19 protein-coding genes are annotated in these 24456 nt (G+C 67.1%); 13 read left to right on the top strand and 6 right to left on the bottom strand.

Annotation, left to right across the window (positions count from 1 at the left end):
- Positions 1–506: 506 nt before the first annotated feature.
- Both B7G54_RS05025 and B7G54_RS05020 read left to right on the top strand, forming a co-directional pair.
- A complete protein-coding gene (locus B7G54_RS05025) occupies positions 507–1007 on the top strand; it encodes a GNAT family N-acetyltransferase (RefSeq protein ID WP_085038089.1) in 501 nt (166 codons plus the stop codon).
- 289 nt (positions 1008–1296) lie between these two features.
- On the top strand, positions 1297–2892 hold the full coding sequence (locus B7G54_RS05020; protein WP_085038088.1) for a thioredoxin family protein: 1596 nt from the start codon (positions 1297–1299) through the stop codon (positions 2890–2892).
- Between the two features lie 39 nt (positions 2893–2931).
- On the opposite strand, the gene B7G54_RS05015 is transcribed toward B7G54_RS05020, so the two are convergent.
- Together B7G54_RS05015 and B7G54_RS05010 are read right to left on the bottom strand one after the other, a co-directional pair.
- On the bottom strand, positions 2932–3183 hold the full coding sequence (locus B7G54_RS05015) for a DUF4148 domain-containing protein (protein ID WP_085038087.1): 252 nt from the start codon (positions 3181–3183) through the stop codon (positions 2932–2934).
- 390 nt (positions 3184–3573) lie between these two features.
- Positions 3574–4977, bottom strand: coding sequence for a GntP family permease (locus B7G54_RS05010; RefSeq protein WP_085038086.1), 1404 nt, complete (start codon positions 4975–4977; stop codon positions 3574–3576).
- Between the two features lie 316 nt (positions 4978–5293).
- Here B7G54_RS05010 and B7G54_RS05005 point away from each other — a divergent pair, with 316 nt between their 5' ends.
- The 5 genes from B7G54_RS05005 (at position 5294) to B7G54_RS04985 (ending at position 11052) form a co-directional block, all read left to right on the top strand.
- Positions 5294–6772 carry a sigma-54 interaction domain-containing protein gene (locus B7G54_RS05005; protein ID WP_085038085.1) on the top strand — a complete coding sequence of 493 codons (1479 nt, stop codon included), beginning with the start codon at positions 5294–5296 and terminating at the stop codon, positions 6770–6772.
- Positions 6773–6829: 57 nt separating this feature from the next.
- Entirely contained in the window at positions 6830–7357 is a 528-nt protein-coding gene (locus B7G54_RS05000; RefSeq protein WP_085038084.1) for a BON domain-containing protein, read from the top strand.
- A 61-nt stretch (positions 7358–7418) separates the two neighbouring features.
- Positions 7419–7691 (top strand): hypothetical protein, encoded by a 273-nt coding sequence (locus tag B7G54_RS04995; RefSeq protein ID WP_085038083.1) that lies wholly within the window; start codon positions 7419–7421, stop codon positions 7689–7691.
- Between the two features lie 103 nt (positions 7692–7794).
- Positions 7795–8094 carry an H-NS histone family protein gene (locus B7G54_RS04990; protein ID WP_085038082.1) on the top strand — a complete coding sequence of 100 codons (300 nt, stop codon included), beginning with the start codon at positions 7795–7797 and terminating at the stop codon, positions 8092–8094.
- A 600-nt stretch (positions 8095–8694) separates the two neighbouring features.
- Positions 8695–11052, top strand: a complete 2358-nt coding sequence (locus B7G54_RS04985) for a bifunctional acetate--CoA ligase family protein/GNAT family N-acetyltransferase (protein WP_085038081.1) — start codon at positions 8695–8697, stop codon at positions 11050–11052.
- Between the two features lie 654 nt (positions 11053–11706).
- Here B7G54_RS04985 and B7G54_RS04980 read toward each other — a convergent pair.
- Both B7G54_RS04980 and B7G54_RS04975 read right to left on the bottom strand, forming a co-directional pair.
- Entirely contained in the window at positions 11707–12258 is a 552-nt protein-coding gene (locus tag B7G54_RS04980) for a hypothetical protein (RefSeq protein ID WP_085038080.1), read from the bottom strand.
- Between the two features lie 173 nt (positions 12259–12431).
- Positions 12432–13253: an IclR family transcriptional regulator gene (locus B7G54_RS04975; RefSeq protein WP_085038079.1), complete on the bottom strand. Its 822-nt coding sequence runs from the start codon at positions 13251–13253 to the stop codon at positions 12432–12434.
- A gap of 665 nt (positions 13254–13918) precedes the next feature.
- On the opposite strand from B7G54_RS04975, the gene B7G54_RS04965 reads away from it, so the two are divergent.
- Positions 13919–14767 carry an ureidoglycolate lyase gene (locus B7G54_RS04965; RefSeq protein ID WP_085038078.1) on the top strand — a complete coding sequence of 283 codons (849 nt, stop codon included), beginning with the start codon at positions 13919–13921 and terminating at the stop codon, positions 14765–14767.
- Positions 14768–14899: 132 nt separating this feature from the next.
- Here the strand turns inward: B7G54_RS04965 and B7G54_RS04960 are convergent, their stop codons facing one another.
- Positions 14900–15283: a VOC family protein gene (locus B7G54_RS04960; RefSeq protein WP_085038077.1), complete on the bottom strand. Its 384-nt coding sequence runs from the start codon at positions 15281–15283 to the stop codon at positions 14900–14902.
- Positions 15284–15536: 253 nt separating this feature from the next.
- Between B7G54_RS04960 and B7G54_RS04955 the strand changes: the two genes are divergently transcribed.
- Positions 15537–16181, top strand: a complete 645-nt coding sequence (locus B7G54_RS04955) for a CGNR zinc finger domain-containing protein (RefSeq protein ID WP_085038076.1) — start codon at positions 15537–15539, stop codon at positions 16179–16181.
- A 48-nt stretch (positions 16182–16229) separates the two neighbouring features.
- On the opposite strand, the gene prpR is transcribed toward B7G54_RS04955, so the two are convergent.
- A complete protein-coding gene (gene prpR / locus B7G54_RS04950; RefSeq protein WP_085038075.1) occupies positions 16230–18212 on the bottom strand; it encodes a propionate catabolism operon regulatory protein PrpR in 1983 nt (660 codons plus the stop codon).
- Positions 18213–18382: 170 nt separating this feature from the next.
- Between prpR and prpB the strand changes: the two genes are divergently transcribed.
- The 4 genes from prpB (at position 18383) to prpF (ending at position 24449) form a co-directional block, all read left to right on the top strand.
- Positions 18383–19276, top strand: coding sequence for a methylisocitrate lyase (gene prpB, locus B7G54_RS04945; RefSeq protein ID WP_085038074.1), 894 nt, complete (start codon positions 18383–18385; stop codon positions 19274–19276).
- 106 nt (positions 19277–19382) lie between these two features.
- The gene (prpC, locus tag B7G54_RS04940) at positions 19383–20555 is read left to right on the top strand and encodes a bifunctional 2-methylcitrate synthase/citrate synthase (RefSeq protein ID WP_043181158.1); all 1173 of its coding nucleotides are present in this window, start codon (positions 19383–19385) and stop codon (positions 20553–20555) included.
- Between the two features lie 82 nt (positions 20556–20637).
- Positions 20638–23232 (top strand): Fe/S-dependent 2-methylisocitrate dehydratase AcnD, encoded by a 2595-nt coding sequence (gene acnD, locus B7G54_RS04935; protein ID WP_085038073.1) that lies wholly within the window; start codon positions 20638–20640, stop codon positions 23230–23232.
- Between the two features lie 26 nt (positions 23233–23258).
- Complete coding sequence (gene prpF / locus B7G54_RS04930) at positions 23259–24449, top strand: 2-methylaconitate cis-trans isomerase PrpF (RefSeq protein WP_085038072.1); 1191 nt, start codon at positions 23259–23261, stop codon at positions 24447–24449.
- Positions 24450–24456: the final 7 nt, after the last annotated feature.

Here is a 24456-nt window from a genome sequence, read left to right as displayed (position 1 = left end):
GGACGATTCGCGCCGCGTGTGCGTTCGAGTGCATCGGCCGCGCGTGGCGGCGGTGCGCGCATCGCGCGCGATGCGTGGTGTCGCGCGGATGCCTTGGCCGTTGCCGCGATCCGGTGCGCCGCGCGCTCGTGATGCGCGGGCCGGGACGTCGGCACACGCCGGCCCGGCGCATGCCGGGTTGGGCGGCGCCCAGTCTAGGGAGGCGACGTGACGTCGACGTGATGAAGACATGACATCGCATGTCGCGCGCGTGACGTTGCGTGCGCAACGACTGACCGGGAGGCGATGCGTGACGAAAGCGAGTCGGGAATTACCGATTGCCGTTTGCGTGGGCGGTCAGATTTTCCCTGCTCGCGGCGGGGGAGGCGTGATCGCGTGTCGTTGCGAGTGCAACGGCATCGCATGACGCCGTTGTTTCAAATGCGTGAAATCGGATAAGCTCGATCCGTTGCTGCGCACGTGCGCAGCCCGCGCGACTGGCGCGATTTTTCGGAACCGGCCCACCCATGACCGACATCAAGATCCGGCACAGCGAGACACACGACGTCGACGCGGTCCGGCAGATCGCCGCGCACCCCGCGGTGTACGCGAATACGTTGCAGCATCCGTTTCCGTCGCTCGAGAAATGGCAGACGCGGCTCGAACGCGCGCGCGAGCACGGCGTGAGCCTCGTCGCCGAGATCGACGGCGTGGTGGTCGGCCATCTCGGCCTGCATCCCGAACCGAATCCGCGCCGGCGCCATGCGGCAGGGCTCGGCATGATGGTCGACGCGGCGCATCACGGGCGCGGCGTCGGCAGCCGGTTGCTCGCGTCCGCGATCGATCTCGCGGAAAACTGGCTGAACATCACGCGTCTCGAGCTGACCGTGTTCACCGACAACCGCGCGGCGATCGCACTCTACGAGAAGCACGGCTTCCGGATCGAGGGCGAATCGCCGGGCTATGCATTGCGCGACGGCGTGCACGCATCCGTGTATCACATGGCGCGGCTCAAGGCGCGGCAGTGAAGGCTCGGCCGACGCATATCCGGCAGCACGCGCGGCCGCGACGCCGCGCGTCATATTCATTCGAGAATTCGTTCGTTTTCTGCCGGCTGTGCCCGTCGTATCGTTGAACGATTTGCCGGTCGCCTCGGCCGGCGTGCGCTTTTCCGTAACGATCCATGCGCGGCGTTGCACGTTGGCTGGCTTCATCGTCATCGCTTCATGGCTGTCGCTTCACAGCCATTGCGTGTCGTAGCCATCGCTTCGCGTACCGCACTTTCCCGCAACCGTCTCTTTCAACGGGCCCGCTTCGATGAAAACCGCTCTCCGGAATCTGACTGCCGCCTGCCTGCTCGCCGCCGCGGGTGCGGCGTTTGCCGCTGCCACGCCCACGGGCGCCCCGGTGGCGAGCACATCACCTGACGGCGCGCACCTGCCGCCCGGCATCGCATGGCAGCACGGCGACGTCGATGCTGCTTTCGCGCTGGCGAAGCGCACCGGCAAGCCGCTGCTGCTCTACTGGGGCGCGGTGTGGTGCCCGTCGTGCAACCAGGTGAAGTCGACGATCTTCAGCCAGCAGGCATTCAAGACCCGCTCGTCGTTCTTCGTGCCCGTGTATCTCGACGGTGATACCGAAAGCGCGCAGAAGCTCGGCGAGCGTTTCAAGGTGCACGGCTATCCGACGATGATCCTGTTCCGTCCCGACGGCACCGAAGTCACGCGGCTGCCGGGCGAAGCCGATCTCGATCGCTACATGCAGGCGCTGTCGCTCGGGATGACGGCCGCGCATCCGGTGCGGCAGACGCTTGCGACCGCGCTGAAGAATGGCGCGTCGCTGACGCCGGACGAATGGCGCCTGCTGGCCGACTATTCGTGGGATACCGACGGCGCGTTGCCGGTGCCGGCCGATCGCGTCGCCGAGACGCTGCAGTCGCTCGCGCAGCGCGCGCGGGCGGCCGGTGCGAAAGCCGAATCGGCGCGCTTCGCGCTGAAGTCGGCCGTGGTCGCCGCGTCCGACGATCCGGCGCAGGCCGGCGCGCTCGACAAGGCGGCGCTTGCCGATTCGCTGCGCACGGTGCTGCAGGATCCCGCATTGTCGCGCGCCGATTCGGACGTGCTGGTCGCGGCGCCCGCGCGCGTGGTCGCGTATCTCGGCGGTGGCGACGCGCAGCGCGCGAAATTGCGCGGCGCGTATGACACGGCGCTCGCGCGCCTGTCGACCGATATCACGCTGTCGTCGATCGACCGGCTGATGGCGCTGCACGGCCGCGTGCTGCTCGCGCGCGGCGATGCGCACAAGGGCGTACCGCTTGCCGCGCCGGCGCTGGCCGACACGGCGCGCAAACAGATCGCCGCATCGGTGCAGGGCGCCGCGAACGCATACGAGCGGCAGGCGCTCGTCAGCGAAGGCGCGGACACGCTGACCGACGCGGGGCTGTACGACGAGTCGGATGCGTTGCTGAAGGCCGAGTTGCCGCGTTCGTCCACACCGTACTACTTCATGTCCGGGCTGGCCGCGAATGCGAAGGCGCGCGGCGACAAGGCCGCGGCGCTCGACTGGTACCGCAAGGCATACGACGCGGCGAGCGGGCCGGCGACGAAGCTGCGCTGGGGCGCGACCTATCTTGCGAATGCGGTCGAGCTGGCGCCGGACGATTCGGCGCGCATCGAAGGGATTGCCGCGAGCGTGCTCGCGCAGGCGGACAAGACGCGCGACGCGTTCTACGGTGCGAACCTGCGCGCGTTGACCAAGGTCGTCACGCAGTTGAACCGCTGGCGCGGCAGCGGCGCGCACGATGCATCGGTGCGCTCGCTCGTGAAGCAATTCGACGGCGTGTGCGGAAAACTGCCGGCGGGCGATCCGCAGGCCGCGGCGTGCGCGAAGCTGATCCAGCCCGTGAAGGCGTGACGACCCGCGGATGCGGCGTCGGGCGGGCCGGATGACGGATTACCTGCCCGACTCCGACGACGCGCCGCGATCGTTGCCGTAGCCTGCGTCGCGCTGACGGGCGATCTTCGCTTCGGCGGATACGATGCTGGCCGGATAAAACCAGTCACTCGACTGGAAGCCGGCCTGCTTGAGCGCCTTCACTTCGGCGTGGACCTGCGCGCGCGTCAGCGGCGGGTTCGACTGCGCTTGCGCGGCGAGCGGGGTCGAGACGGCCAAGGCAATGGCGACGGCTTGGATCAGGCGTTTCATGATCGGGACCTCCGGGATTCATGTGAATCGCGGCGCTTCGTTCGTCGAAGCGCCGGGCGACGTCGAAACCAGTGTAGGCCGAGGCGGGCGTGCGAAAAATGCGATCGCACCCAACGCAGTGTTTTGTTGCGGGCAACAATGGGCGGGCGGTGGCGGTGGCGGTGGCGGTGGCGGTGGCGGATGCCGGATGGCGGCGCGCACGCTACGCGAGTGCGCGGCGGCGTGGATTCGACCGGATCCCTCGAGCCGGGAAATGAAATCGGACCGGATGCGAGTGCCGGAATCCGTTCCGGTGCGCATGCGGTCCGATCGTGACTGGTTTGGCGCGATTTGCAGCGGCGAGGCTGCCGGCCTGGAGGCGGCATATGGAATGCCGCCTCATGCAGACAATTACACGAGCCCCGTCGTGTAGTACACGGCGATCACGAAGAACACCGCGAGCGTCTTGATGATCGTGACCGCGAAGATGTCGCGATACGACTGGCGGTGCGTGAGGCCCGTGACCGCGAGCAGCGTGATCACCGCGCCGTTGTGCGGCAGCGTGTCCATGCCGCCGCTCGCCATTGCGACGACCCGGTGCAGCACGTCCATCGGGATGTTCGCGGCCTGCGCGCCCTTGATGAACAGGTCCGACATCGCGGCGAGCGCGATGCTCATGCCGCCCGACGCCGAGCCCGTGATACCGGCGAGCGAGCTGACCGACACGGCCGCGTTGACGAGCGGGTTCGGAATGCTCTTCAGCGCATCGCCCACGACCAGGAAGCCCGGCAGTGCGGCGATCACGCCACCGAAGCCGTATTCCGACGCGGTGTTCATCGCGGCGAGCAGCGCGCCGCCCACCGCCGCCTTCGAGCCGGCCGCGAAGTGTTCGCTGACACGCTTGAACGCGGTGGCGACGACGAGCAGGATGCCGAGCAGCAGCGCGGCCTCCACCGACCAGATCGCGACGACCGTCTTGATCGACGTCGTTACCGGCGTATGCACGCCCGGCAGCACGTCGGGCGCGACCGTGTACGACGCGGCGCCGTACCACGTCGGGATCAGCTTGGTGAGCGCGAAGTTCGACACACCGACGAGGATCAGCGGCAGGATCGCGAGGAACGGGCTCGGCAGCGATTCGGCCGCGACGCGCTCCGGCTCGTTGACGAGCGACGTGCCGTAGCCTTCGCCCTTCGCCATCGCCGAACGGCGGCGCCATTCGAGATACGAGAGGCCGACGACGATGATGAACAGCGAGCCGATCGTGCCGAGCGCCGGGGCGGCCCAAGCGGTCGTCTTGAAGAACGTGGTCGGGATGATGTTCTGGATCTGCGGTGTGCCGGGCAGCGAATCCATCGTGAACGAGAACGCGCCGAGCGCGATCGCGCCGGGCATCAGCCGCTTCGGAATGTTGCTCTGGCGGTACAGCTCGGCCGCGAACGGATAGACCGCGAACACCACGACGAACAGCGACACGCCGCCATAGGTGAGCAGCGCACACACCGCGACGATCACCGCATTCGCGCGCGAGCGGCCGATGTAGCGGATTGCCGCATGGACGATCGACTCGGAGAAGCCCGACAGTTCGATCACCTTGCCGAACACGGCGCCGAGCATGAACACCGGGAAATACAGTTTGACGAAGCCGACCATCTTCTCCATGAAGATGCCGGAGAAGACCGGTGCGACGGCCGCTGGCTCGGTCATCAGGACCGCGCCGAGCGCGGCGATCGGCGCGAACAGGATCACGCTGTAGCCGCGGTACGCGGCGAACATCAGAAACGCCAGCGCGGCGAGGACGATCACGAATGACAAGGGAGTCTCCTAATGGCTTTGGTTGTTGTTCGATCGCGCGACGCGCCGCGAACCGGCTCAGGTTCGTGCAGGTTTCGTGCCATCGGCCGGATTGCGCCGCCGGACGTGGGTCCGCCGGAGACCGGCGGGCCCGCGCCGGTCGTTGTCTGACGATTCTACCTAAAACGTCTCCATCGGGAGACGAAATGGCTGTCCGGCCAGCCAGTGGAATCGGGCAGGGCTTTCCCGGACAACGCATTGCGGCGTGTCTCCAGAGTGAGATAATCCGTCTCGTTCCGGAGACAGCCGGTCGAAAATACACGGAGACGAAGACACGATGATGAACGACTGGGCCCGCCTGCCGGTCAACTACGGCGACGTACTGCGGCGCGCCGCCGAGTCGCTGTTCCGGACCTTCGAGGATTCGAGTGCGGGCACGGTGGTCGTCGATCGCGATGCGCGCGTCGTGTGGATGAACGAGCGGTACGCGGCACGCTTCGGTTTCGCCGATCCGCAGCAGGCCGTCGGCCTCGACTGCGAGACCGTGATCCCGAACAGCCTGATGCGCGAGGTCGTGTCGACCGGGCAGCCGATCCTGCTCGACATCATGGAGACGGGCCGCGAGCCGCTCGTCGTCACGCGCCTGCCGCTGAAGAACGAGGCCGGCGAGACGGTCGGCGCGATCGGCTTCGCACTGTTCGACCAGTTGAAGACGCTCACGCCGATCTTTTCCCGCTACGCACAGCTTCAGCAGCAACTGATCGCGACGCAGCGTTCGCTCGCGCAGGCGCGCCGCGCAAAATACACGTTCGCGAGCTTCGTCGGCACGAGCGCTGCGAGTCTCGAAACCAAGCGCCAGGCGCGCCGCGCCGCGCAGGTCGATTCGCCGGTGCTGCTGCTCGGCGAGACGGGTACCGGCAAGGAACTGCTCGCGCACGCGATCCATGCGGCGTCGGCGCGTGCGCACCAGCCGCTCGTGACCGTCAACGTCGCCGCGATTCCCGACACGCTGCTCGAAACCGAATTCTTCGGCGCGGCGCCCGGTGCGTATACGGGCGCCGACCGCAAGGGGCGCATCGGCAAGTTCGAGCTGGCCGATCGCGGCACGCTGTTTCTCGACGAGATCGGCGACATGCCGCTGCCGCTGCAGGGCAAGCTGCTGCGCGTGCTGCAGGACAAGGAATTCGAGCCGGTCGGCTCGAACCGGATCGTGCGCGCGGATGTCCGGATCATCGCTGCCACGAGCGCCGACCTGCCGGCGCTGGTCGCGGCCGGGCGTTTTCGCGCAGATCTCTATTACCGGCTGAACGTGCTGACGATCCACGCGCCGCCGCTGCGCGAGCGTGCGTCGGACATCGCGGCGCTCGTCTACGCAACGCTCGAGGAACTGGCCGCGCAGCACGGGCGCGCCGCCCATTGCGAGCTGACCGACGATGCGCTGCGGATGCTGTGTGCGTACCCGTGGCCGGGCAACGTGCGCGAGTTGCGCAATACGCTCGAACGCGCGCTGATGCTGTCGGACCGGTCGGTGATCGATGCGCGTGCGCTCGCGCCGTTTCTTGGGCCGGTGCGCGTATCGACGGACGGCGCTGCACCGGCGCAGCCGGTGGGCATGTCGCGGGTCGAGCGGCGTGCGGGCGAGGTGCCTGCTGCGCCGGCCGCTTCGTATGCCGATGCATTGGCGGCGTGGGAGCGCCAGTTCCTGATCGATGCGCTGGCGGCCTGCGACGGGAAGGTGGTGGAAGCGGCTGCGCGCATCGGGATTGGCCGCGCGACGCTCTACAAGAAGCTGGCGGCGCTGGGCATCGACCGGTAGGCCGATCGGCAAAGCCGACGCGCCTGGACGTGAGGCATCGAACAGGAGGAGATCACGATGAAACGGATCGGCATCGCGGGGTGGCTGACCCTGTCGCTGGCGGCCTCTGCGTTCGCGCAGTCCGGCGACGCCGACGCGCCCGAGGCGCGGCGCAACTGGTACAACGATCCGTTCATCGCGCTGTCGCGGGATGTGGCCGAATGCCCGTTGCCGCTCGGCCCGTGGATGACCCGGGCCGAGATGACGGACGACGCGCATTACCGTGCCGAACGCGGCACCACCTGCTGGCTCGCGCACCGCTGCACGAAGCCGAACTCTTATATGTATGACGCACCGATTGCCGATGCCGTGAAGGCGCACTTCGCCGGCTCCGATCGGCTGCATGGCACGAGCCTGTGGATCACCGTGCAGCGGCGTTTCATTTACGTCGAAGGATGTGCCGATACGGCGTTCGATCGGCAGGCGTTGCAACGCGAACTCGAGGCGCTTCCGGACGTCGAGCAGGTTTTCGTTCGCATCACCGACGATCCGCGCAAGAGCTTGCCGTACAAGGCGCGCGGGCAACCCGGCCGAACGCCGAACTGACGGCGAAAGGGCCGCGCATGGCATACTCGCGACATTCAAAAAAAGGTTGACGGGAACAACAATGAAACACATGCTTGCGTCGGTCTGTCGGTGGCCTCGGGCGGCCGTCGTGTTGGCTCTGGTTGCGGGGCTCGGCGGGTGCGGCGGCAGCGCGCCGCTGTTCACTTCGGACGGGCGCCCAACCACACAGGTGCAATGCACCGGCCGCGACTGGAGCAATTGCACGGACAATGCCCGGGCGATCTGCAATGGGGATTTCGACGTGCTTCAGCAATCGAGTGATGACGCCACGCGAAATCTTCTCTTCGCGTGCAAGAAGAAGAGCGGTTACTGATCCCGAGATTGCCGGCTGAGGAGACCACGATCGGGCGAAGCGCTTTTCTGTTGGCTGAGAGTCATCTATTTTTCACGAATAATACTCACGGAGTCCCATCGATATGGCGACCTACAGGCAACTGACCGCGCAGCTCGAACGGCTTCAGCAAAAGATCGACAAGGAACGCGAAAAGGCGATTGCCGATGCGATTGCCGATATCCGCGCAAAAATCGACGAATACGACATTACGCCGGAAGAACTCGGGTTTCGTCCGGTAGGCGCGGCCGCTGCCAGCGCGAAGCCGAAGCGGACGTCGCCGCCGAAATACCTGAATCCGAAGACGGGCGAAACCTGGAGTGGCCGCGGGCGGTCGCCGACATGGCTCGGCAAGAACCGCGCGCGTTTCCTGATCAAGGACTGACTCCCGAAAAACCTCACCTTTCGCGTGTTGACTGACGGTGCGAACGGCCATGCGGCCGTCGCACCGTTTTGTTTTTGTACATTCCCGGCGCGATTCCCGACAGCGTATTGAACCGCGACGCCGCGCAATTGACGGATCCCGTTTTGCGAATTCGCCGCGATTCAACGGCATATCGCAGCGAATTCCGGTAAACAGCGCTTCAATTGCGCGGTACACGCGCGTTGGCCTGCGCCATTCTCGCGGTGCACGCGTGCAGCGAATTCCGATCACCTTTCGCGTGTTTGCGCGTGGCGCCGTGCAATTCCCGAAGATCCTCACCATAGCTCCTGTAAATCCTCACCTTTGAGAAAGCGGACGCAGCATCGTGCGCCTGCACTGTGTGCGCCGAGCGAGTGTGCTCGATCGGCGCGCGGCGATGGCTTCCGTGTTTGTGTTACAGGCACCATGGTGCGAGCGTTGACGTGTGTCGAATAGTCGACCGTTCGGCATATAGGCAGCCGCATGCGCTTCGCCTATGCTTGGGGTTCGCGTCGATCGGCGTATGGCGCTGTCCGTGCCGCATGCCGATCGGGTCGTCTTTCGTTATCGCAGGGAGCCGATGTGACCGTTCGCCATCTCGATGCGTTGTTCCAGCCCAAGTCCGTTGCGGTCGTCGGCGCGTCGTCGCGCGCGGGCAGTATCGGCGCGATGGTATGGGCGCGCGTGCTCGACGGTGCGTTCCAGGGGCCCGTGTGGCCCGTCAATCCGAAATATCGTGACCTGCACGGGCATGCGGTCGTCTCCGATGTCGACCGGTTGCCTGCGCCGCCGTCGGTCGCCGTGATCTGCACGCCGCCCGCAACCTGGGCCGGCATCGTGCGCAAGCTCGGCGAGCTCGGCACGCGCGTCGCGGTGATCGTCGGCGAGGCGCGCACGGACGCCGATCGCGCCGCGCTCGATCGCACGCTGAAAGCGGCAAAGCCGTTCGTGCTCCGTATCGTCGGGCCCGGCAGCCTCGGCGTACTGTCGCCTGCACGGCATGCGCATTTCGGCGCGCCGGCCTATACGGCGCGATCGGGCGGCGTCGCATGGGTGTCGCAATCGAATGCGCTGACGAACGCCGTGCTCGGCTGGGCCGATGCGCGGGGCCTCGGCTTTTCGCATGTCGTTGCGCTCGGCGCTGAGTCCGACGTCGATGCGGGCGACGTGCTCGACTATCTCGCGAGCGATCCCGGCACGCGCGCGATCCTGCTCGAACTCGATACCGTGCGCGCCGCGCGCAAGTTCATGTCGGCGGCGCGCGCGGCTGCACGCAACAAGCCGGTGCTCGCATTGCGCACCGGCCGCGCCGATCCCGGCGACGCACTCTATACGGCAGCGTTCCAGCGCGCGGGGATGGTGCGTGTCGATGCGCTCGACGATCTGCTCGACGAGATCGAGACGCTCGGCGTCGGCCGCGTCGCGGCGCGTGGCGCGGCCACGCTCGTGACGAGCGATGCGGGCGTCGCGAAACTCGCGGTCGATGCGGTGGCCGAGGTGCGCGACGTGCTGGCCGACTGGTCGCCCGCGGTCACGTCGGCCGTGGCGGCTGCGCTGCCGCATCTCGCGGCGCCGGGCAATCCGCTGACGCTGGGCGACGATGCGCGCCCCGAGCATTTTGCCGCGGCAGTCAAGGCACTCGCGCCGTTCCCGCAAACGGGCACGCTGTTCGTCGTCCATTCGACTTCCCACAGCGCGCCGGCCGATGCAGTTGCGCACACGCTGATCGAGGCGCGGCAGTACGCGCATCGCGGCATCCTCGCGTGTTTCTTCGGCGCGGTCGACGCGGCGACGCGCGATGCACTGCACGCGAACGGCATTCCCGTGCACACCACGCCGCAGCGGCTCGCACGTGCGTATGCGCGTCTCGTCGACTACAACCTCGGCCGGCAACTGCTGATGCAAACGCCCGAGGGCACGCCTCAGCAACCGGCCGAGTGCGTTGCATCCGCGCAGGCCGATGCGCGCCGAATGGTCGAAGCCGGCCAGCATGAGCTGACCGGCGAAGCCGCGCTGCACTGGCTGTCCCATTTCGGCCTGAAGGGCGAGCAGGCCGTCGAGCCGGCCGGAACGAAAGTCGTCGATGTCACCGTCGACATGTACGACGATCCGAACTTCGGCCCGGTGTTTCGCTATGCCGTGCCGCCTGCGGACGGCGTATCGGCGCCGTTCGTCGTCTATGGCCTGCCGCCGCTGAACACCGTGCTCGCGCGGGCGGTGATGGAACGCTCGCCGTATGCGCGCAGCACGCCCATCGAGCCGACGCTCGACGCGTTGACGGCGCTGTCGCAGGTCGTCTGCGACGTGCGCGAAGTCGTTGCGATATCGGTCACGCTGCGCGTGCTGTCCGACCGTGCGCAGGTGATTGCGCCGCGCATCACGCTGGCTGCGGGGCGCAGCCGGCTTGCGATCATGCCGTATCCGCGCCACCTCGAGCAGACGCTCGAGTGGCGCGGCGAGACGGTGACGATTCGCCCGATCCGTCCGGAAGACGAGGCCGCGCACAACGAACTGCTCGGCGCGATGACACCGGACGATCTGAGGATGCGTTTCTTCGGCGCGGTGCGCAGCTTCGATCATTCGCAGGTGGCGCGCATGACGCAGATCGATTACGACCGTGAGATGGCATTCATCGTGACGTTCACCGACGTGTCGGGGCGTGACCATACGCTCGCGGTGGTGCGCGCGGTGGCGGATCCCGACAACGAGACGGCGGAGTTCGCGATCGCCGTGCGACCCGATCAGAAGGGCAAGGGGCTGGGCCGGCTGATGATGGCCCGGATCATCGACTACGCGCGCTCGCGCGGAACCGCATGGATGATCGGCGAGGCGCTGCGCGAGAACTCGGCGATGATCTCGCTTGCGAAGTCGTGCGGTTTTGCTGTGTCGACGACGGAGGAGCCCGGCGTCGTGGGCTTCAGGATGAAGCTGCAGCCGTAGCGTGTGTCGGCGGCCCGCCGCGCGGAGACGTTGGATGCAGTCGATGTCTCCGGCCCTTCGGCACGTTGTGGACGGTTACATACAGAAATGCAGAGCGTTCGAGCCTGTCTTGCGAGCGAAGCAACCGCGAACGTGACGGCGCCTGTTCGCAACGGAAATATCGACGCACAAAGGGCGTTGCGGGACGCATGCGGCTTGCTGCGATACCTGTCCCGCGTCGCCGTTTTCGGCAGGGTGTCCGCACGCATTTACCGCCGTATTCCACCCGCGAAAATTCGAACTTGCCCAAAAGGTGAGATTTTTCGGGAGCCGCTGGTGAGCTTCTCCGGGAAGGTAGCGGTGAGCCGATACGGGAGCACTCGGTGAGCCTTCCCGGGAGTCGCCGGTGAGTGTCTGCGGGAGGCATCGGTGAGCCTTTCCGGGGCGCATCGGTGAGGGTCTGCGGGAAGTGTCGGTGAGGACATCCGGGAGGCTTCGGTAAGGGTCTCCTGGCGTCTTGGTGAGCTTTTTCGGGAGGTGTAGGTGAGCGCTTGCAGGACGCCAAGGTGAGACTTTTCGGGAGCGTCAGGGCGCACGGCTCCCGAAAGCGCAGCGCCGGCCGGGGCCGGCGTCACGCAGGGAGCGGGCACGCATGAACCGTGCCCGCGGCTACCTTCAGGCAGCGAGTTTCGACGCCGCGTCGTTCACCTGGTCGCGCGAAATCGCCAGTTCCTCGAGGTGCGGATCGGCATAGACGGCGCCGGTTTCGCGCTCGAGGCGGGCGATCGTCAGTGCGCAGCGCGCGGTGTCCTTCGGCATTGCGATGAAGCGCTTGACCGATTCGCCGGACGTGAACGCTTCGAACAGCGCGCCGCGCACGTCGTCCGGAAGCGTCTTGGTCCACTGGTACGGCTTGCCGTTGAACGTGATCGACGGCGGCAGCGTGCGTTCCTTCTTGGTCGCCGTGATGAGCCCGTAGGTGCGGGCCGCGTCGCCGATCTGCTCGGGCGAGAAGAGCTCGTCGGGCGTGATGTCGAACTGCTCGATGTAGTTCTCGATCGCCTGCATTGCGGTGGCACGATCGTCGCGCTTCTTCTGCGCGCGCGCGACGATATCGCGCAGTTCGTCCGCCTCTTCGGGCGTGATCGTGAAGCTTGCCTGCTTCTGCTGAAGTTCGGAGAAACGCTGGAATTCTTGATCGTTCAGAAGTTTGGCCATGACATCCATCGGACACGACGGCCGCGACAACCGGCCGCCGTAGTTTTTGAGAGGGCCGCTATTTTAGCGTAGCGCCGTGGACGCACGATATGGCACCGTGCGTCGCGCCGCGCGCAGGTATTGCGCGCGACCGGGATCGGCCAATGGCGCCGTACCCGGTGCGCGCCACCGAGCCCTGCGCGTCAGCAGGCCTCGTCGCGGCACATCGACAGGTGGGCGGTCGTGTCGCGCAATCTTTCGACGACCGTGTCGACGGACGGCGCCATGTGCGCATCGATCCGGCGCAGGTATGGGCAGGTCAGCACCGCGATCGCATGGCCGGACGGCCCGAGGATCGGCGCGGTCAGGTCGGTCACGCCGTACGCCTGGCGGCTGTCCTGGCGCAGGTAGCCGGCTTGCCGGATGGACTGGCACGCGTGCGCGAGTTCCTGCTCGTTCAGCGGCGCCTCGCCCTTGACCTTGCGGTGCTCGGCGAGCATGTGCGCGCGCTGCTCGGCGCCCTGGAACGCCAGCATCAAGCGCCCCGATGCCGTATCGGCGAGCCCGATGCGCGAGCCGAGCCTGACCGACACGCCCCACGGGCCGGGCCCGTCGACCTGCGCGATCACGAGCAGGTTGCCGCGATCGTAGACGGACAGGTGGCACGACTGCTCGGAGGCGTCGGCGAAACGCTGCATCGGCGGCAAGGCCTCGGCGATCAGCCGGCTCATCGGCGGATGCCGGTGCGCGAGCGAGAACAGCTTGAGGCTGAGCGTGTAGCGGTCGCCGCCGGTCGAGCGCATCACGTAGCGGCGCGCGACGAGGCGTTCGAGCATCCGGTAGATCTCGCTCGCGTTGCGGCCGAGTTCCTTCGTGATTTCGGTGCGGGTGAGGCCTTCTTTCTGCTCCGACAGGAGCTCGAGAATGTCGAGACCCTTGTCGAGCGCGGGTGCGCGATAGCGGTCGATCGCACCCATCGATTCCCGTGCGTCGCAGCCGGGAAGCAGGTCGTTGGTTGTTTGCATTGTCGGTGTGAAGTTGGGGGACTTGCTTTCGATCGATTGGCGACGCACGCTGGCCGATTCTGCAACACGCACGTATCGAGCCCGCGTGTGGCGACGAACGCCATCCGTTTGAGCTTAACAACAAACATTTAGTGTGCAATGCAGCGTCTTTTTACCGATCGTTACCGTATAAGAACGGATCAGTTCACTTTCAGGATGACAGGGAAGCCCCGAATACCCGGTATTCATGACAGGTGGCACCCGTTCAAGGTTTTCGAAAGGAACAAGGGGGCGGTGCCGCCCGTGATGCTGCGCTGCAGCGTCCGCGGGCGCACCAATAGTCGGTATCCGTCGCGCGTCATTTCACGGTGCGCGGCCGGTGGTACAAAGGCTGGCGGGCCAGCGACGGTGCGGCCGCGCGTGAAGCCGGCCGGTACGGGCCGGACCATGTCGCGGGTGCCGGGCTGTCGTCGCCGATGCGCAGGCCGGCGGCCGCCCGTTCGATGCGCGCCGTACCTCCGTGCGGCGCCACGATCGCTGCGCCCGCGCGACCCTCGCGCGTCGAACGGCATGCCGGATGCGGCGCCGGCGCGCGCAATCGACGATCGACAATCAGTCTGGCGCGCGGCCGCGCAAGGCCGCGTCGGCCGGTATCCTGTCCCATTCCACAACAGAGGTTGAGCACGATGAAACTGCTTCGCTATGGCCCGTCCGGCCAGGAAAAGCCCGGTATTCTCGACGCGGAAGGCCGGATTCGCGACTTGTCCGCGCATGTGCCGGATCTGTCCGGCGACGTGCTGTCCGACGCGGGTCTCGCGCGGCTGCGCGCGATCGATCCGGCCACGCTGCCGCTCGTGTCAGGCGAGCCGCGCATCGGCGCGTGCGTCGGGCATGTCGGCAAGTTCATCGGCATCGGCCTGAACTACGCCGATCATGCGGCCGAAGCCGGCATGCCGGTGCCGAAGGAGCCGGTCGTGTTCGGCAAGTGGACGAGTTCGATCTGCGGCCCGAACGACGGTATCGACATCCCGAAGGGTTCGGTCAAGACGGACTGGGAAGTCGAGCTGGGGGTCGTGATCGGCGCGACCTGCAAGGACGTCGACGAAGCGCGCGCACTGGATTACGTCGCGGGCTATTGCGTCGTCAACGACGTGTCCGAGCGCGAATGGCAGATCGAGCGCGGCGGCCAGTGGGACAAGGGCAAGGGTTTCGACACGTTCGGCCCGATCGGTCCGTGGCTCGTCACGCGCGACGAGGTGCCCGATCCGCAGCGCCTCGACCTGTGGCTCGAAATCGACGGCCACCGCTATCAGAACGGCAACACGCGCACGATGGTGTTCACCGTCGCGCAACTGATCGCCTACCTGTCGAGCTGCATGACGCTGCAGCCGGGCGACGTGATCACGACCGGCACGCCGCCGGGCGTCGGCATGGGCGTCAAGCCGTCGCCGGTGTTCCTGAAGGCCGGCCAGACGGCGCGCCTCGGTGTCGAAGGACTCGGCGAGCAACTGCAGCGCACGCGCGACGCGCGATAGCCGCGCACCCGGCGATCCCGTCGAACGACCGCTGCCGGCGGTCGTCGGGCGCCGGATACCGGTGGTTCAAAGGCAAGGGCCCGATTTCGCATTGCGCGGAATCGGGCCCTTGGCATAGGTACGCGAACGCGATTACACGATGTTGTCGAGTTCGCAATGCGCTTCCAGCCGATACCCGTCGGGATCGACGACGAACGCCGCGTAGTAGCCGGGGCCATAGTGTTCGCGCTTGCCGGGCCCGCCGTTGTCCTGGCCGCCGTGCTCGAGCGCGGCGCGGTAGAACGCGTCGACCTCGACCGGCGAAGCGGCCTTGAACGACAGATGCATTCCCGAGTCGGGATCGGCGACGACCGGGCGCGCCGCGCGCTGCAACCATAGCTGCGGCTCGGTCGCGCCGTACCCGATGGATCCGTCGTCGCTATACAGCCGTTTGTAGCCGAGCGCGCCGAGCGTGCTGTCGTAGAACGCGCGGCTGCGGTCGATGTGCGCAACGCCGAACGAAAGGTGATCGATCATGTGGGGCTCCTTGGACTGAAGAGGGGCGTCAGTGCGGCAAACCTGCTTATAACCACCATGCCAGCCGCTTGTAGCGGAGTGCGCCGAGTGTGCGGTCGTAGAACGCGCGGCTGCGGTCCTTGTGGATAACGACGTACGAAAGACGATCGATCATCTGTGGCTCCTTGAACTGAGGCGGGTGTCAGTGCAGCAAACCTTTTTATAACTACTATGCTGGTTATGTTAGAAAGCGCCCGGATGCTTGTCAACCGGCATGATGGTTAGATACGATGGCGTCGTGAGCAAAACGCAACCTTCCGTCATGCTGGACTGCCTGATTCCGGCGCCGCCCGAAACGCTGGGCATCGATTTCATGAACACGCTGTACTGGCGCGGCAGCGACCTGCCGACGGAAACCTTCGGGACGATGGACGACCTGCTGGCATGGTGCCGCGAGCACGCAGGCGTGCCGGCCGGCCTCGCGCAAGCGTGCCGTGTGCACGGTGAAGAAGAGGGGGAACCGGCAATGCTGGCGCGCGCGCTCGCGTTGCGCGAGGCGCTGTATCGGCTCTTTCACGCGCAGGCGGAGCGATGCGAGCCGCAGGCCGACGATCTCGCGCTGCTCAGCGGTTTTCTGGCGGAAGCGTCACCGCGCGTCGCGCTGGCGCGTATCGACGGCGGCTATGCGTGGCGGATCGACGCGTCAGGCGCCACGCTCGCGGGGCTGCTGAGCCCTGTATTGTGGTCGGCGATCGACCTGCTCGGCGGTGCGCGGCTCGCGAAGGTCAAGCGTTGCGCGAACGACGCGTGCCGGTGGCTGTTCATCGACGACAGCAAGAACGGCAGCCGCCGCTGGTGTTCGATGTCGTCGTGCGGCAATCGCGCGAAGGCGTACCGCCACTATCACAAGGCCGACTGACGTATCTCTTCAGGCACGAGCACGCAGGCGCGTCGAATCCGGGCCCGCCTACTTCACCGACAACTTCCGCCACAGCGTCGTCTTGCTGATGCCGAGCATCGCGCATGCGCGGTCGCGGTCGCCGCCGCACGCGTCGAGTACCGCGCGGATCTCGTCGGCTTCCGCGCGCCGGCGGCGCGCATGTAGTGTCTGCGCATCGTCGCTATCGGCCGCGTCGGGCGGCGCCGCGAACAGCTCGGGCGCGATCGCCTGCAGTGCGTCGGGGGCGAGCGTACCGCATGCGGCGGCCGGATCGTTTTCATCGGCTTCCTCGGCCAGCTCCACCGCGATCCGCTCGATCACGTTCTGCAGCTCGCGCACGTTGCCGGGCCACCGGTAGCGCGCGAGTGCGGCTTGCGTCGCGCCGAGCACGCGCGCGGCATCGGCGGCGTCGCGCAGGCGTTCGGCGAGGCGCGGTTCGCGTCGTGCGGCCTGCACGAGCAGCGTGGCCGCGAGCGCGGGGATGTCGGCTGCACGCTCGCGCAGCGGCGGCAGGCCGACGTTCAGGATGTTGAGCCGGTAATAGAGATCCGCGCGGAACGTGCCGGCCTCGACGGCCGCGAGCAGCGGACGGTGCGTCGCGGCGATCACGCGCACGTCGATGCGGATCGGCTCGGTCGAGCCGAGGCGGATCACCTCGCGCTCCTGCAGCACGCGCAGCAGCCGGCTCTGTAGCGACGGCGGCATCTCGCCGATCTCGTCGAGAAACAGCGTGCCGCGGTGCGCGGCTTCGAACAGGCCGGTCTTGCCGCCGCGCCGCGCGCCGGTGAACGCGCCTTCCTCATAGCCGAACAGCTCGCTTTCGAGCAGCGCTTCCGGAAACGCGCCGCAGTTGACCGCGACGAACGGGTAGTTGCGCCGCGCGGACAGCGCGTGCAGGCTCTGCGCGATCATTTCCTTGCCGGTGCCGCTTTCGCCGAGCACGAGCACGGTCGCGTCGGATTTCGCATAGCGGCGTACGAGATCGCGCACGCGGGCCATCGGGGCGGATGCGCCGACCACGTCGTCGAGCGCATAACGCGCTGCGAACTGCTGCGTGGTGGGCTGCGACCGCAGGGCGCGGTCGAGCCGCTCGACCGCGCGCGATTCCTGGAACGTCAGCACGCTGCCCGACGTGACGCCGCGATCGACGAGCGGCCCGCGATGCACGACGTAGCGCACGCCGCGCACGGTCGCGAGCGCGTCGCCGTCCTCGCCGCGCAGCGTGCGCAGCTCGGGCCGCAGGTCGACGAGCGCGCGGCCGACGGCCGCGGCGGGTTCGACCCCGAGCGCCGACGCGAGCCGCTCGTTGATCGCCTCCACGCGACCACGCGCATCGAGCGCGACCACGCCGTCGCGCAGGTGCTGGAGCAGGTTGTCGAGCCGCTGGCGGCGGAATGCCTCGGCATGCGTCGCATACGCGACTTCGAGCGCCGTATCGACGGCCTTGCGTACCGATGCGTGCGAATACAGGAACACCGCGCCCATGCCGGCGCTGGCTGCGAGATCGGTGACGAGGCCGGGGCCGACGATCGTCTCGATGCCGCGGTCGCGCAGGTCGTGTACGCAGGCTTCCGCTTCCTGCGCGGACTGATATGACGCAAACTGCACGTCGAGGCCGTACGCGGCGACGAAGCGGCGCACTTCAGGCGGCGTTTCCCCGGCGCTGACGAGCGCGATCCGCGATGCGTCGCGCCGCGCGCGCGCGAGCGCCTGCATCACGTCGAAACCGGTCGGCGACACGACCACCACGGGCACCTGCGCACGCGTTTTCAGGAAGCCGCCGTTCGAGCCGGCCGCGACGATCACGTCAGGCCGCGCCGTGCCGGCCTCGGCGATCGCGCTGAGCGCATCCTCATAGGCGCGCGTCACGATGCGCACGTCGGCGCGTTCGTCGAATTCGCCGGCGATCTCGCGAAAGAGATCGCGCAGACGGCTAATACCCATCGCCCAGATGCGCGGGCGCGCCGCGCGATCGTCCGGGCCGACGGGCTTGGTCGAGGAGAGATCCATGACGGTCGATTATGCGCGCGCGATTTCATTTTTGAAACATGAAATTGCCGAATTGAAATCGCCGGGTGCTGCCTCGCCCGTGCCGGTTGTTTAAGAATCAGTGGGTTAGCGACATTCCGCGAGCTGGCCCGGTCCTTGCTGTTAATGGTCGTTCCTTCAGGAGGCCGTTCATGAGCAATACGCATCTTCAGAGCGCCGGCGCGAAATTCCGCGCGGCAGTCGCGGCGGAGCAGCCGCTGCAGGTGGTCGGCGCGATCACCGCATACGCAGCCAAGATGGCGCAGGCCGTCGGCTTCAAGGCCGTGTACCTGTCGGGTGGCGGCGTCGCCGCGAACTCGCTCGGGATCCCCGACCTCGGCATCAGCACGATGGAAGACGTGCTGATCGACGCGAACCGGATCACCAATGCGACCGACCTGCCGCTGCTGGTCGACATCGATACCGGCTGGGGCGGCGCGTTCAACATCGCGCGCACGGTCCGTTCGTTCATCAAGGCCGGCGTTGCGGCCGTGCACCTGGAAGACCAGGTCGGCCAGAAGCGCTGCGGCCATCGTCCGGGCAAGGAAGTCGTGCCGATCGAGGAAATGGTCGATCGCGTCAAGGCCGCGGTCGATGCGCGTACCGACGACCAGTTCGTGATCATGGCGCGCACCGACGCCGCTGCCGCCGAAGGGATCGACTCGGCGATCGAGCGCGCGGTGGCCTATGTCGAAGCCGGCGCGGACATGATCTTCCCGGAAGCGATGAAGTCGCTCGACGACTACCGCCGCTTCAAGGCAGCCGTGAAGGTGCCGATTCTCGCGAACCTGACCGAGTTCGGCTCGACGCCGCTGTTCACGCTCGACGAGCTGCGCGAGGCGAACGTCGACATCGCGCTGTACTGCTGCGGCGCATATCGCGCGATGAACAAGGCGGCGCTGAACTTCTACGAGACGCTGCGCCGCGACGGCACGCAGAAGGCGGCCGTGCCGACGATGCAGACGCGCGCCGAGCTGTACGACTACCTCGGTTATCACGAATACGAGCGCAAGCTCGACGAGCTGTTCGCGCAGGGCAAGAAGTAACGCGCCCGCGCGCCGGGATTCGATTCCGGAACGCTTTGCATGGGGCCGGACTAAGCGCTAAAGCGCCAAGTCCGGCCGACACAGATACACATTGGAGAGCAGAAACATGAGCGAGACGAAAGACGCAGCAGCACCGGCCGCCGCAGGCGCATTCAAGCCGAAGAAGTCGGTGGCGCTGTCGGGCGTGACGGCCGGCAACACGGCGCTGTGCACGGTCGGCAAGACCGGCAACGACCTGCACTATCGCGGCTACGACATTCTCGACGTCGCCGAGTCGTGCGAATTCGAGGAAATCGCGCACCTGCTCGTGCACGGCACGCTGCCGAACCTGACCGAACTGGCCGCGTACAAGACCAAGCTGCGCGCGCTGCGCGGCCTGCCGAGCGCACTGAAGGCGGCGCTCGAGCAGATCCCGGCGTCCGCGCACCCGATGGACGTGATGCGCACCGGCGTGTCGGTGCTCGGCACCGTGCTGCCGGAGAAGGACGACCACAACCTGCCGGGCGCGCGCGACATCGCCGACCGCCTGATGGCATCGCTCGGCTCGATGCTGCTGTACTGGTATCACTTCTCGCACAACGGCAAGCGCATCGAGACGGAAACCGACGACGATTCGATCGGCGGCCACTTCCTGCACCTGCTGCACGGCAAGACGCCGTCGAAGTCGTGGGTCGAGGCGATGCACACGTCGCTGATCCTGTACGCGGAGCACGAATTCAACGCGTCGACCTTCACCGGCCGCGTGATCGCGGGCACGGGCTCGGACATCTACTCGGCGATCACCGGCGCGATCGGCGCGCTGCGCGGCCCGAAGCATGGCGGCGCGAACGAAGTCGCGTATGAAATCCAGAGCCGCTACAGCTCGCCGGACGACGCCGAAGCCGACATCCGCCGCCGCGTCGAGAACAAGGAAGTCGTGATCGGCTTCGGCCACCCGGTCTACACGATCTCCGATCCGCGCAACAAGGTGATCAAGGGCGTCGCGCACAAGCTGTCGAAGGAAGCGGGCGACCTGAAGCTGTACAACATCGCCGAGCGCCTCGAATCGGTGATGTGGGAAGCGAAGAAGATGTTCCCGAACCTCGACTGGTTCAGCGCGGTGTCGTATCACATGATGGGCGTGCCGACCGCGATGTTCACGCCGCTGTTCGTGATCTCGCGCACGTCGGGCTGGAGCGCGCACATCATCGAGCAGCGCATCGACAACAAGATCATCCGCCCGAGCGCGAACTACACCGGTCCGGAAGACCTGCAGTTCGTGCCGATCGAGAAGCGCTGATCGTCCGCCGCGCGCGGCGGCCACCCGTGATCCGGGCCGCCGCCGCGCGCGCAACGTCTTACCCCGAATTCCGCCCCACATCATGAATACCGCCAACCGCAAACCCCTGCCCGGCACGTCGCTGGACTATTTCGACGCGCGCGCCGCGGTCGAAGCGATCGCGCCCGGCGCCTACGACACGCTGCCGTACACGTCGCGCGTGCTCGCCGAAAACCTCGTGCGCCGCTGCGCCCCGGCGATCCTGGCCGATTCGCTGAAGCAGATCATCGAGCGCAAGCGCGACCGCGACTTCCCGTGGTTCCCGGCGCGCGTGGTGTGCCACGACATCCTCGGGCAGACCGCGCTCGTCGATCTCGCCGGCCTGCGCGACGCGATCGCCGACGGCGGCGGCGACCCGGCCAAGGTGAACCCGGTCGTGCCCGTGCAGCTGATCGTCGATCACTCGCTCGCCGTCGAGTGCGGCGGCTTCGATCCGGACGCGTTCGCGAAGAACCGCGCGATCGAGGATCGCCGCAACGAGGATCGTTTCCACTTCATCGAGTGGACGAAGAAGGCGTTCGAGAACGTCGACGTGATCCCGCCGGGCAACGGCATCATGCACCAGATCAACCTCGAGAAGATGTCGCCGGTGATCCAGGCGCAGGACGGCGTCGCATATCCGGACACCTGCGTCGGCACCGACAGCCACACGCCGCACGTCGACGCGCTCGGCGTGATCGCGATCGGCGTCGGCGGCCTCGAAGCCGAGAACGTGATGCTCGGCCGCGCGTCGTGGATGCGCCTGCCCGACATCGTCGGCGTCGAGCTGACCGGCAAGCGCCAGCCCGGCATCACCGCGACCGATGTCGTGCTCGCACTGACCGAATTCCTGCGCAAGGAAAAGGTGGTCGGCGCGTATCTGGAATTCCGGGGCGAAGGCGCGGCGAGCCTCACGCTCGGCGATCGCGCGACGATCTCGAACATGGCGCCCGAATACGGCGCGACGGCCGCGATGTTCTTCATCGACGGCCAGACGACCGACTACCTGCGCCTCACGGGCCGCAGCGACGAGCAGGTGAAGCTCGTCGAGACCTACGCGAAGGCGGCGGGCCTGTGGGCCGATACGCTCGCCAACGCGCAGTACGAGCGCACGCTGACGTTCGACCTGTCGAGCGTCGTGCGCAACATGGCCGGCCCGTCGAACCCGCACAAGCGGCTGCCGACGTCCGATCTCGCCGCACGCGGGATCGCCGGCCAGTGGGAAGAGAAGGCGGGCGAGATGCCCGACGGCGCGGTGATCATCGCCGCGATCACGAGCTGCACGAACACCAGCAACCCGCGCAACGTGATTGCCGCGGCGCTGCTCGCGCGCAACGCGAACGCGAAGGGCCTCACGCGCAAGCCGTGGGTGAAGAGCTCGCTCGCGCCGGGCTCGAAGGCGGTCGAGCTGTACCTGGAAGAAGCGAAGCTGCTGCCCGAACTCGAGAAGCTCGGCTTCGGCATCGTCGCGTTCGCGTGCACGACCTGCAACGGGATGTCGGGCGCGCTCGACCCGAAGATCCAGCAGGAGATCGTCGATCGCGACCTGTACGCGACGGCCGTGCTGTCCGGCAACCGCAACTTCGACGGCCGCATCCACCCGTATGCAAAGCAGGCGTTCCTCGCATCGCCGCCGCTCGTCGTCGCGTATGCGATCGCCGGCACGATCCGCTTCGACATCGAGAAGGACGTGCTCGGCCACGACCAGGACGGCAAGCCCGTCACGCTGAAGGACATCTGGCCGACCGACGAGGAGATCGATGCGATCGTCGCGTCGAGCGTGAAGCCCGAGCAGTTCCGCAAGGTCTACGAACCGATGTTCGCGCGTACGGCCGATACGGGCGAGCGTGCGGCGCCGCTGTACGACTGGCGCGCGCAGAGCACGTATATCCGTCGCCCGCCGTACTGGGAAGGCGCGCTGGCCGGCGAGCGCACGCTGCAGGGGATGCGCCCGCTCGCGGTGCTCGGCGACAACATCACGACCGACCACCTGTCGCCGTCGAATGCGATCCTGCTGGACAGCGCGGCCGGCGAATACCTCGCGAAGATGGGCCTGCCGGAAGAAGACTTCAACTCGTACGCGACGCACCGGGGAGACCACCTGACCGCGCAGCGCGCGACCTTCGCGAACCCGACGCTGATCAACGAGATGGCGGTCGTCGACGGCGCGGTGAAGAAGGGCTCGCTCGCGCGCGTCGAGCCGGAAGGCAAGGTCATGCGGATGTGGGAAGCGATCGAGACGTACATGAATCGCAAGCAGCCGCTGATCGTCGTGGCCGGCGCCGACTACGGCCAGGGCTCGTCGCGCGACTGGGCCGCGAAGGGCGTGCGGCTCGCGGGCGTCGAGGCGATCGCCGCCGAAGGGTTCGAGCGGATCCACCGCACGAACCTGATCGGGATGGGCGTGCTGCCGCTCGAGTTCAAGCCGGGCACGAACCGGACGACGCTCGGCATCGACGGCACCGAGACCTTCGACGTGATCGGCGAGCGCACGCCGCGCGCCGACCTGACGCTCGTGATTCACCGCAAGAGCGGCGAGCGCGTCGAGGTGCCGATGACGTGCCGGCTCGATACGGCCGAGGAAGTGTCGATCTACGAGGCGGGCGGCGTGCTGCAGCGCTTCGCGCAGGACTTCCTCGAATCGTCGCAGGCGGCCTGACCGGGTCACACAGGGATAACGCAAACATGGCTCACATTCCTCAAATCAGGATTCCGGCGACCTATATCCGCGGCGGCACCAGCAAGGGCGTGTTCTTCCGGCTGCAGGACCTGCCGGACGCCGCGCAGGCGCCGGGCGCCGCGCGCGACGCGCTGCTGCTGCGCGTGATCGGCAGCCCCGATCCATACGGCAAGCAGATCGACGGGATGGGCGGCGCGACGTCGTCCACCAGCAAGACGGTGATCGTGTCGAAGAGCACGCGGCCCGGCCACGACGTCGACTACCTGTTCGGGCAGGTCTCGATCGACAAGGCGTTCGTCGACTGGACCGGCAACTGCGGCAACCTGTCGGCGGCCGTCGGCCCGTTCGCGATCAGCGGCGGGCTTGTCGATCCGGCGCGCGTGCCGCGCGACGGCATCGCGACCGTGCGGATCTGGCAGGCGAACATCGGCAAGACGATCGTCGCGCATGTGCCGGTGACGAACGGCGCGGTGCAGGAGACGGGCGACTTCGAGCTGGACGGCGTCACGTTCCCGGCTGCCGAAGTGCAGCTCGAATTCATGGATCCGGCCGCCGAGGAAGAAGGCGCGGGCGGGTCGATGTTCCCGACCGGCAACCTCGTCGACGATCTGACGGTGCCGGGCGTCGGCACGCTGAAGGCGACGATGATCAACGCGGGGATCCCGACGATCTTCGTCGAAGCGGAAGCGATCGGCTATACGGGCACCGAGCTGCAGGACGCGATCAACGGCGATGCGAAGGCGCTCGAGAAGTTCGAGACGATTCGTGCGCACGGCGCGCTGCGCATGGGCCTGATCGACACGCTCGATGAAATCGCGACGCGGCAGCACACACCGAAGATCGCATTCGTCGCGAAGCCGGCCGATTACGTCGCATCGAGCGGCAAGCGCGTGAATGCGGGCGACGTCGACCTGCTGGTGCGCGCGATGTCGATGGGCAAGCTGCATCACGCGATGATGGGCACGGCGGCAGTCGCGATCGGCACGGCCGCGGCTATCCCCGGCACGCTCGTCAACCTGGCGGCGGGCGGCGGCGAACGCAACGCGGTGCGCTTCGGGCATCCGTCGGGCACGCTGCGCGTCGGTGCGGAAGCGCAGCGCGAGAACGGCGAGTGGACCGTCACCAAGGCGATCATGAGCCGCAGCGCACGTGTGCTGATGGAAGGCTGGGTGCGCGTGCCGGGCGACGCGTTCTGAGCGTTGC

This window comes from Burkholderia puraquae, from assembly GCF_002099195.1.
GTDB classification, from domain to species: Bacteria; Pseudomonadota; Gammaproteobacteria; order Burkholderiales; family Burkholderiaceae; genus Burkholderia; species Burkholderia puraquae.
This window is presented reverse-complemented; position numbering and strand designations above follow the sequence as displayed.

Bases quoted from the DNA above. Each gene is read 5' to 3' on its own strand.
- B7G54_RS05025 (WP_085038089.1), top strand. From the start codon at position 507: ATGACCGACATCAAGATCCGGCACAGCGAGACACACGACGTCGACGCG.
- B7G54_RS05020 (WP_085038088.1), top strand. From the start codon at position 1,297: ATGAAAACCGCTCTCCGGAATCTGACTGCCGCCTGCCTGCTCGCCGCC.
- B7G54_RS05015 (WP_085038087.1), bottom strand. From the start codon at position 3,183: ATGAAACGCCTGATCCAAGCCGTCGCCATTGCCTTGGCCGTCTCGACC.
- B7G54_RS05005 (WP_085038085.1), top strand. From the start codon at position 5,294: ATGATGAACGACTGGGCCCGCCTGCCGGTCAACTACGGCGACGTACTG.
- B7G54_RS05000 (WP_085038084.1), top strand. From the start codon at position 6,830: ATGAAACGGATCGGCATCGCGGGGTGGCTGACCCTGTCGCTGGCGGCC.
- B7G54_RS04995 (WP_085038083.1), top strand. From the start codon at position 7,419: ATGAAACACATGCTTGCGTCGGTCTGTCGGTGGCCTCGGGCGGCCGTC.
- B7G54_RS04990 (WP_085038082.1), top strand. From the start codon at position 7,795: ATGGCGACCTACAGGCAACTGACCGCGCAGCTCGAACGGCTTCAGCAA.
- B7G54_RS04980 (WP_085038080.1), bottom strand. From the start codon at position 12,258: ATGGATGTCATGGCCAAACTTCTGAACGATCAAGAATTCCAGCGTTTC.
- B7G54_RS04975 (WP_085038079.1), bottom strand. From the start codon at position 13,253: ATGCAAACAACCAACGACCTGCTTCCCGGCTGCGACGCACGGGAATCG.
- B7G54_RS04965 (WP_085038078.1), top strand. From the start codon at position 13,919: ATGAAACTGCTTCGCTATGGCCCGTCCGGCCAGGAAAAGCCCGGTATT.
- B7G54_RS04960 (WP_085038077.1), bottom strand. From the start codon at position 15,283: ATGATCGATCACCTTTCGTTCGGCGTTGCGCACATCGACCGCAGCCGC.
- B7G54_RS04955 (WP_085038076.1), top strand. From the start codon at position 15,537: ATGATGGTTAGATACGATGGCGTCGTGAGCAAAACGCAACCTTCCGTC.
- prpR (WP_085038075.1), bottom strand. From the start codon at position 18,212: ATGGATCTCTCCTCGACCAAGCCCGTCGGCCCGGACGATCGCGCGGCG.
- prpB (WP_085038074.1), top strand. From the start codon at position 18,383: ATGAGCAATACGCATCTTCAGAGCGCCGGCGCGAAATTCCGCGCGGCA.
- prpC (WP_043181158.1), top strand. From the start codon at position 19,383: ATGAGCGAGACGAAAGACGCAGCAGCACCGGCCGCCGCAGGCGCATTC.
- acnD (WP_085038073.1), top strand. From the start codon at position 20,638: ATGAATACCGCCAACCGCAAACCCCTGCCCGGCACGTCGCTGGACTAT.
- prpF (WP_085038072.1), top strand. From the start codon at position 23,259: ATGGCTCACATTCCTCAAATCAGGATTCCGGCGACCTATATCCGCGGC.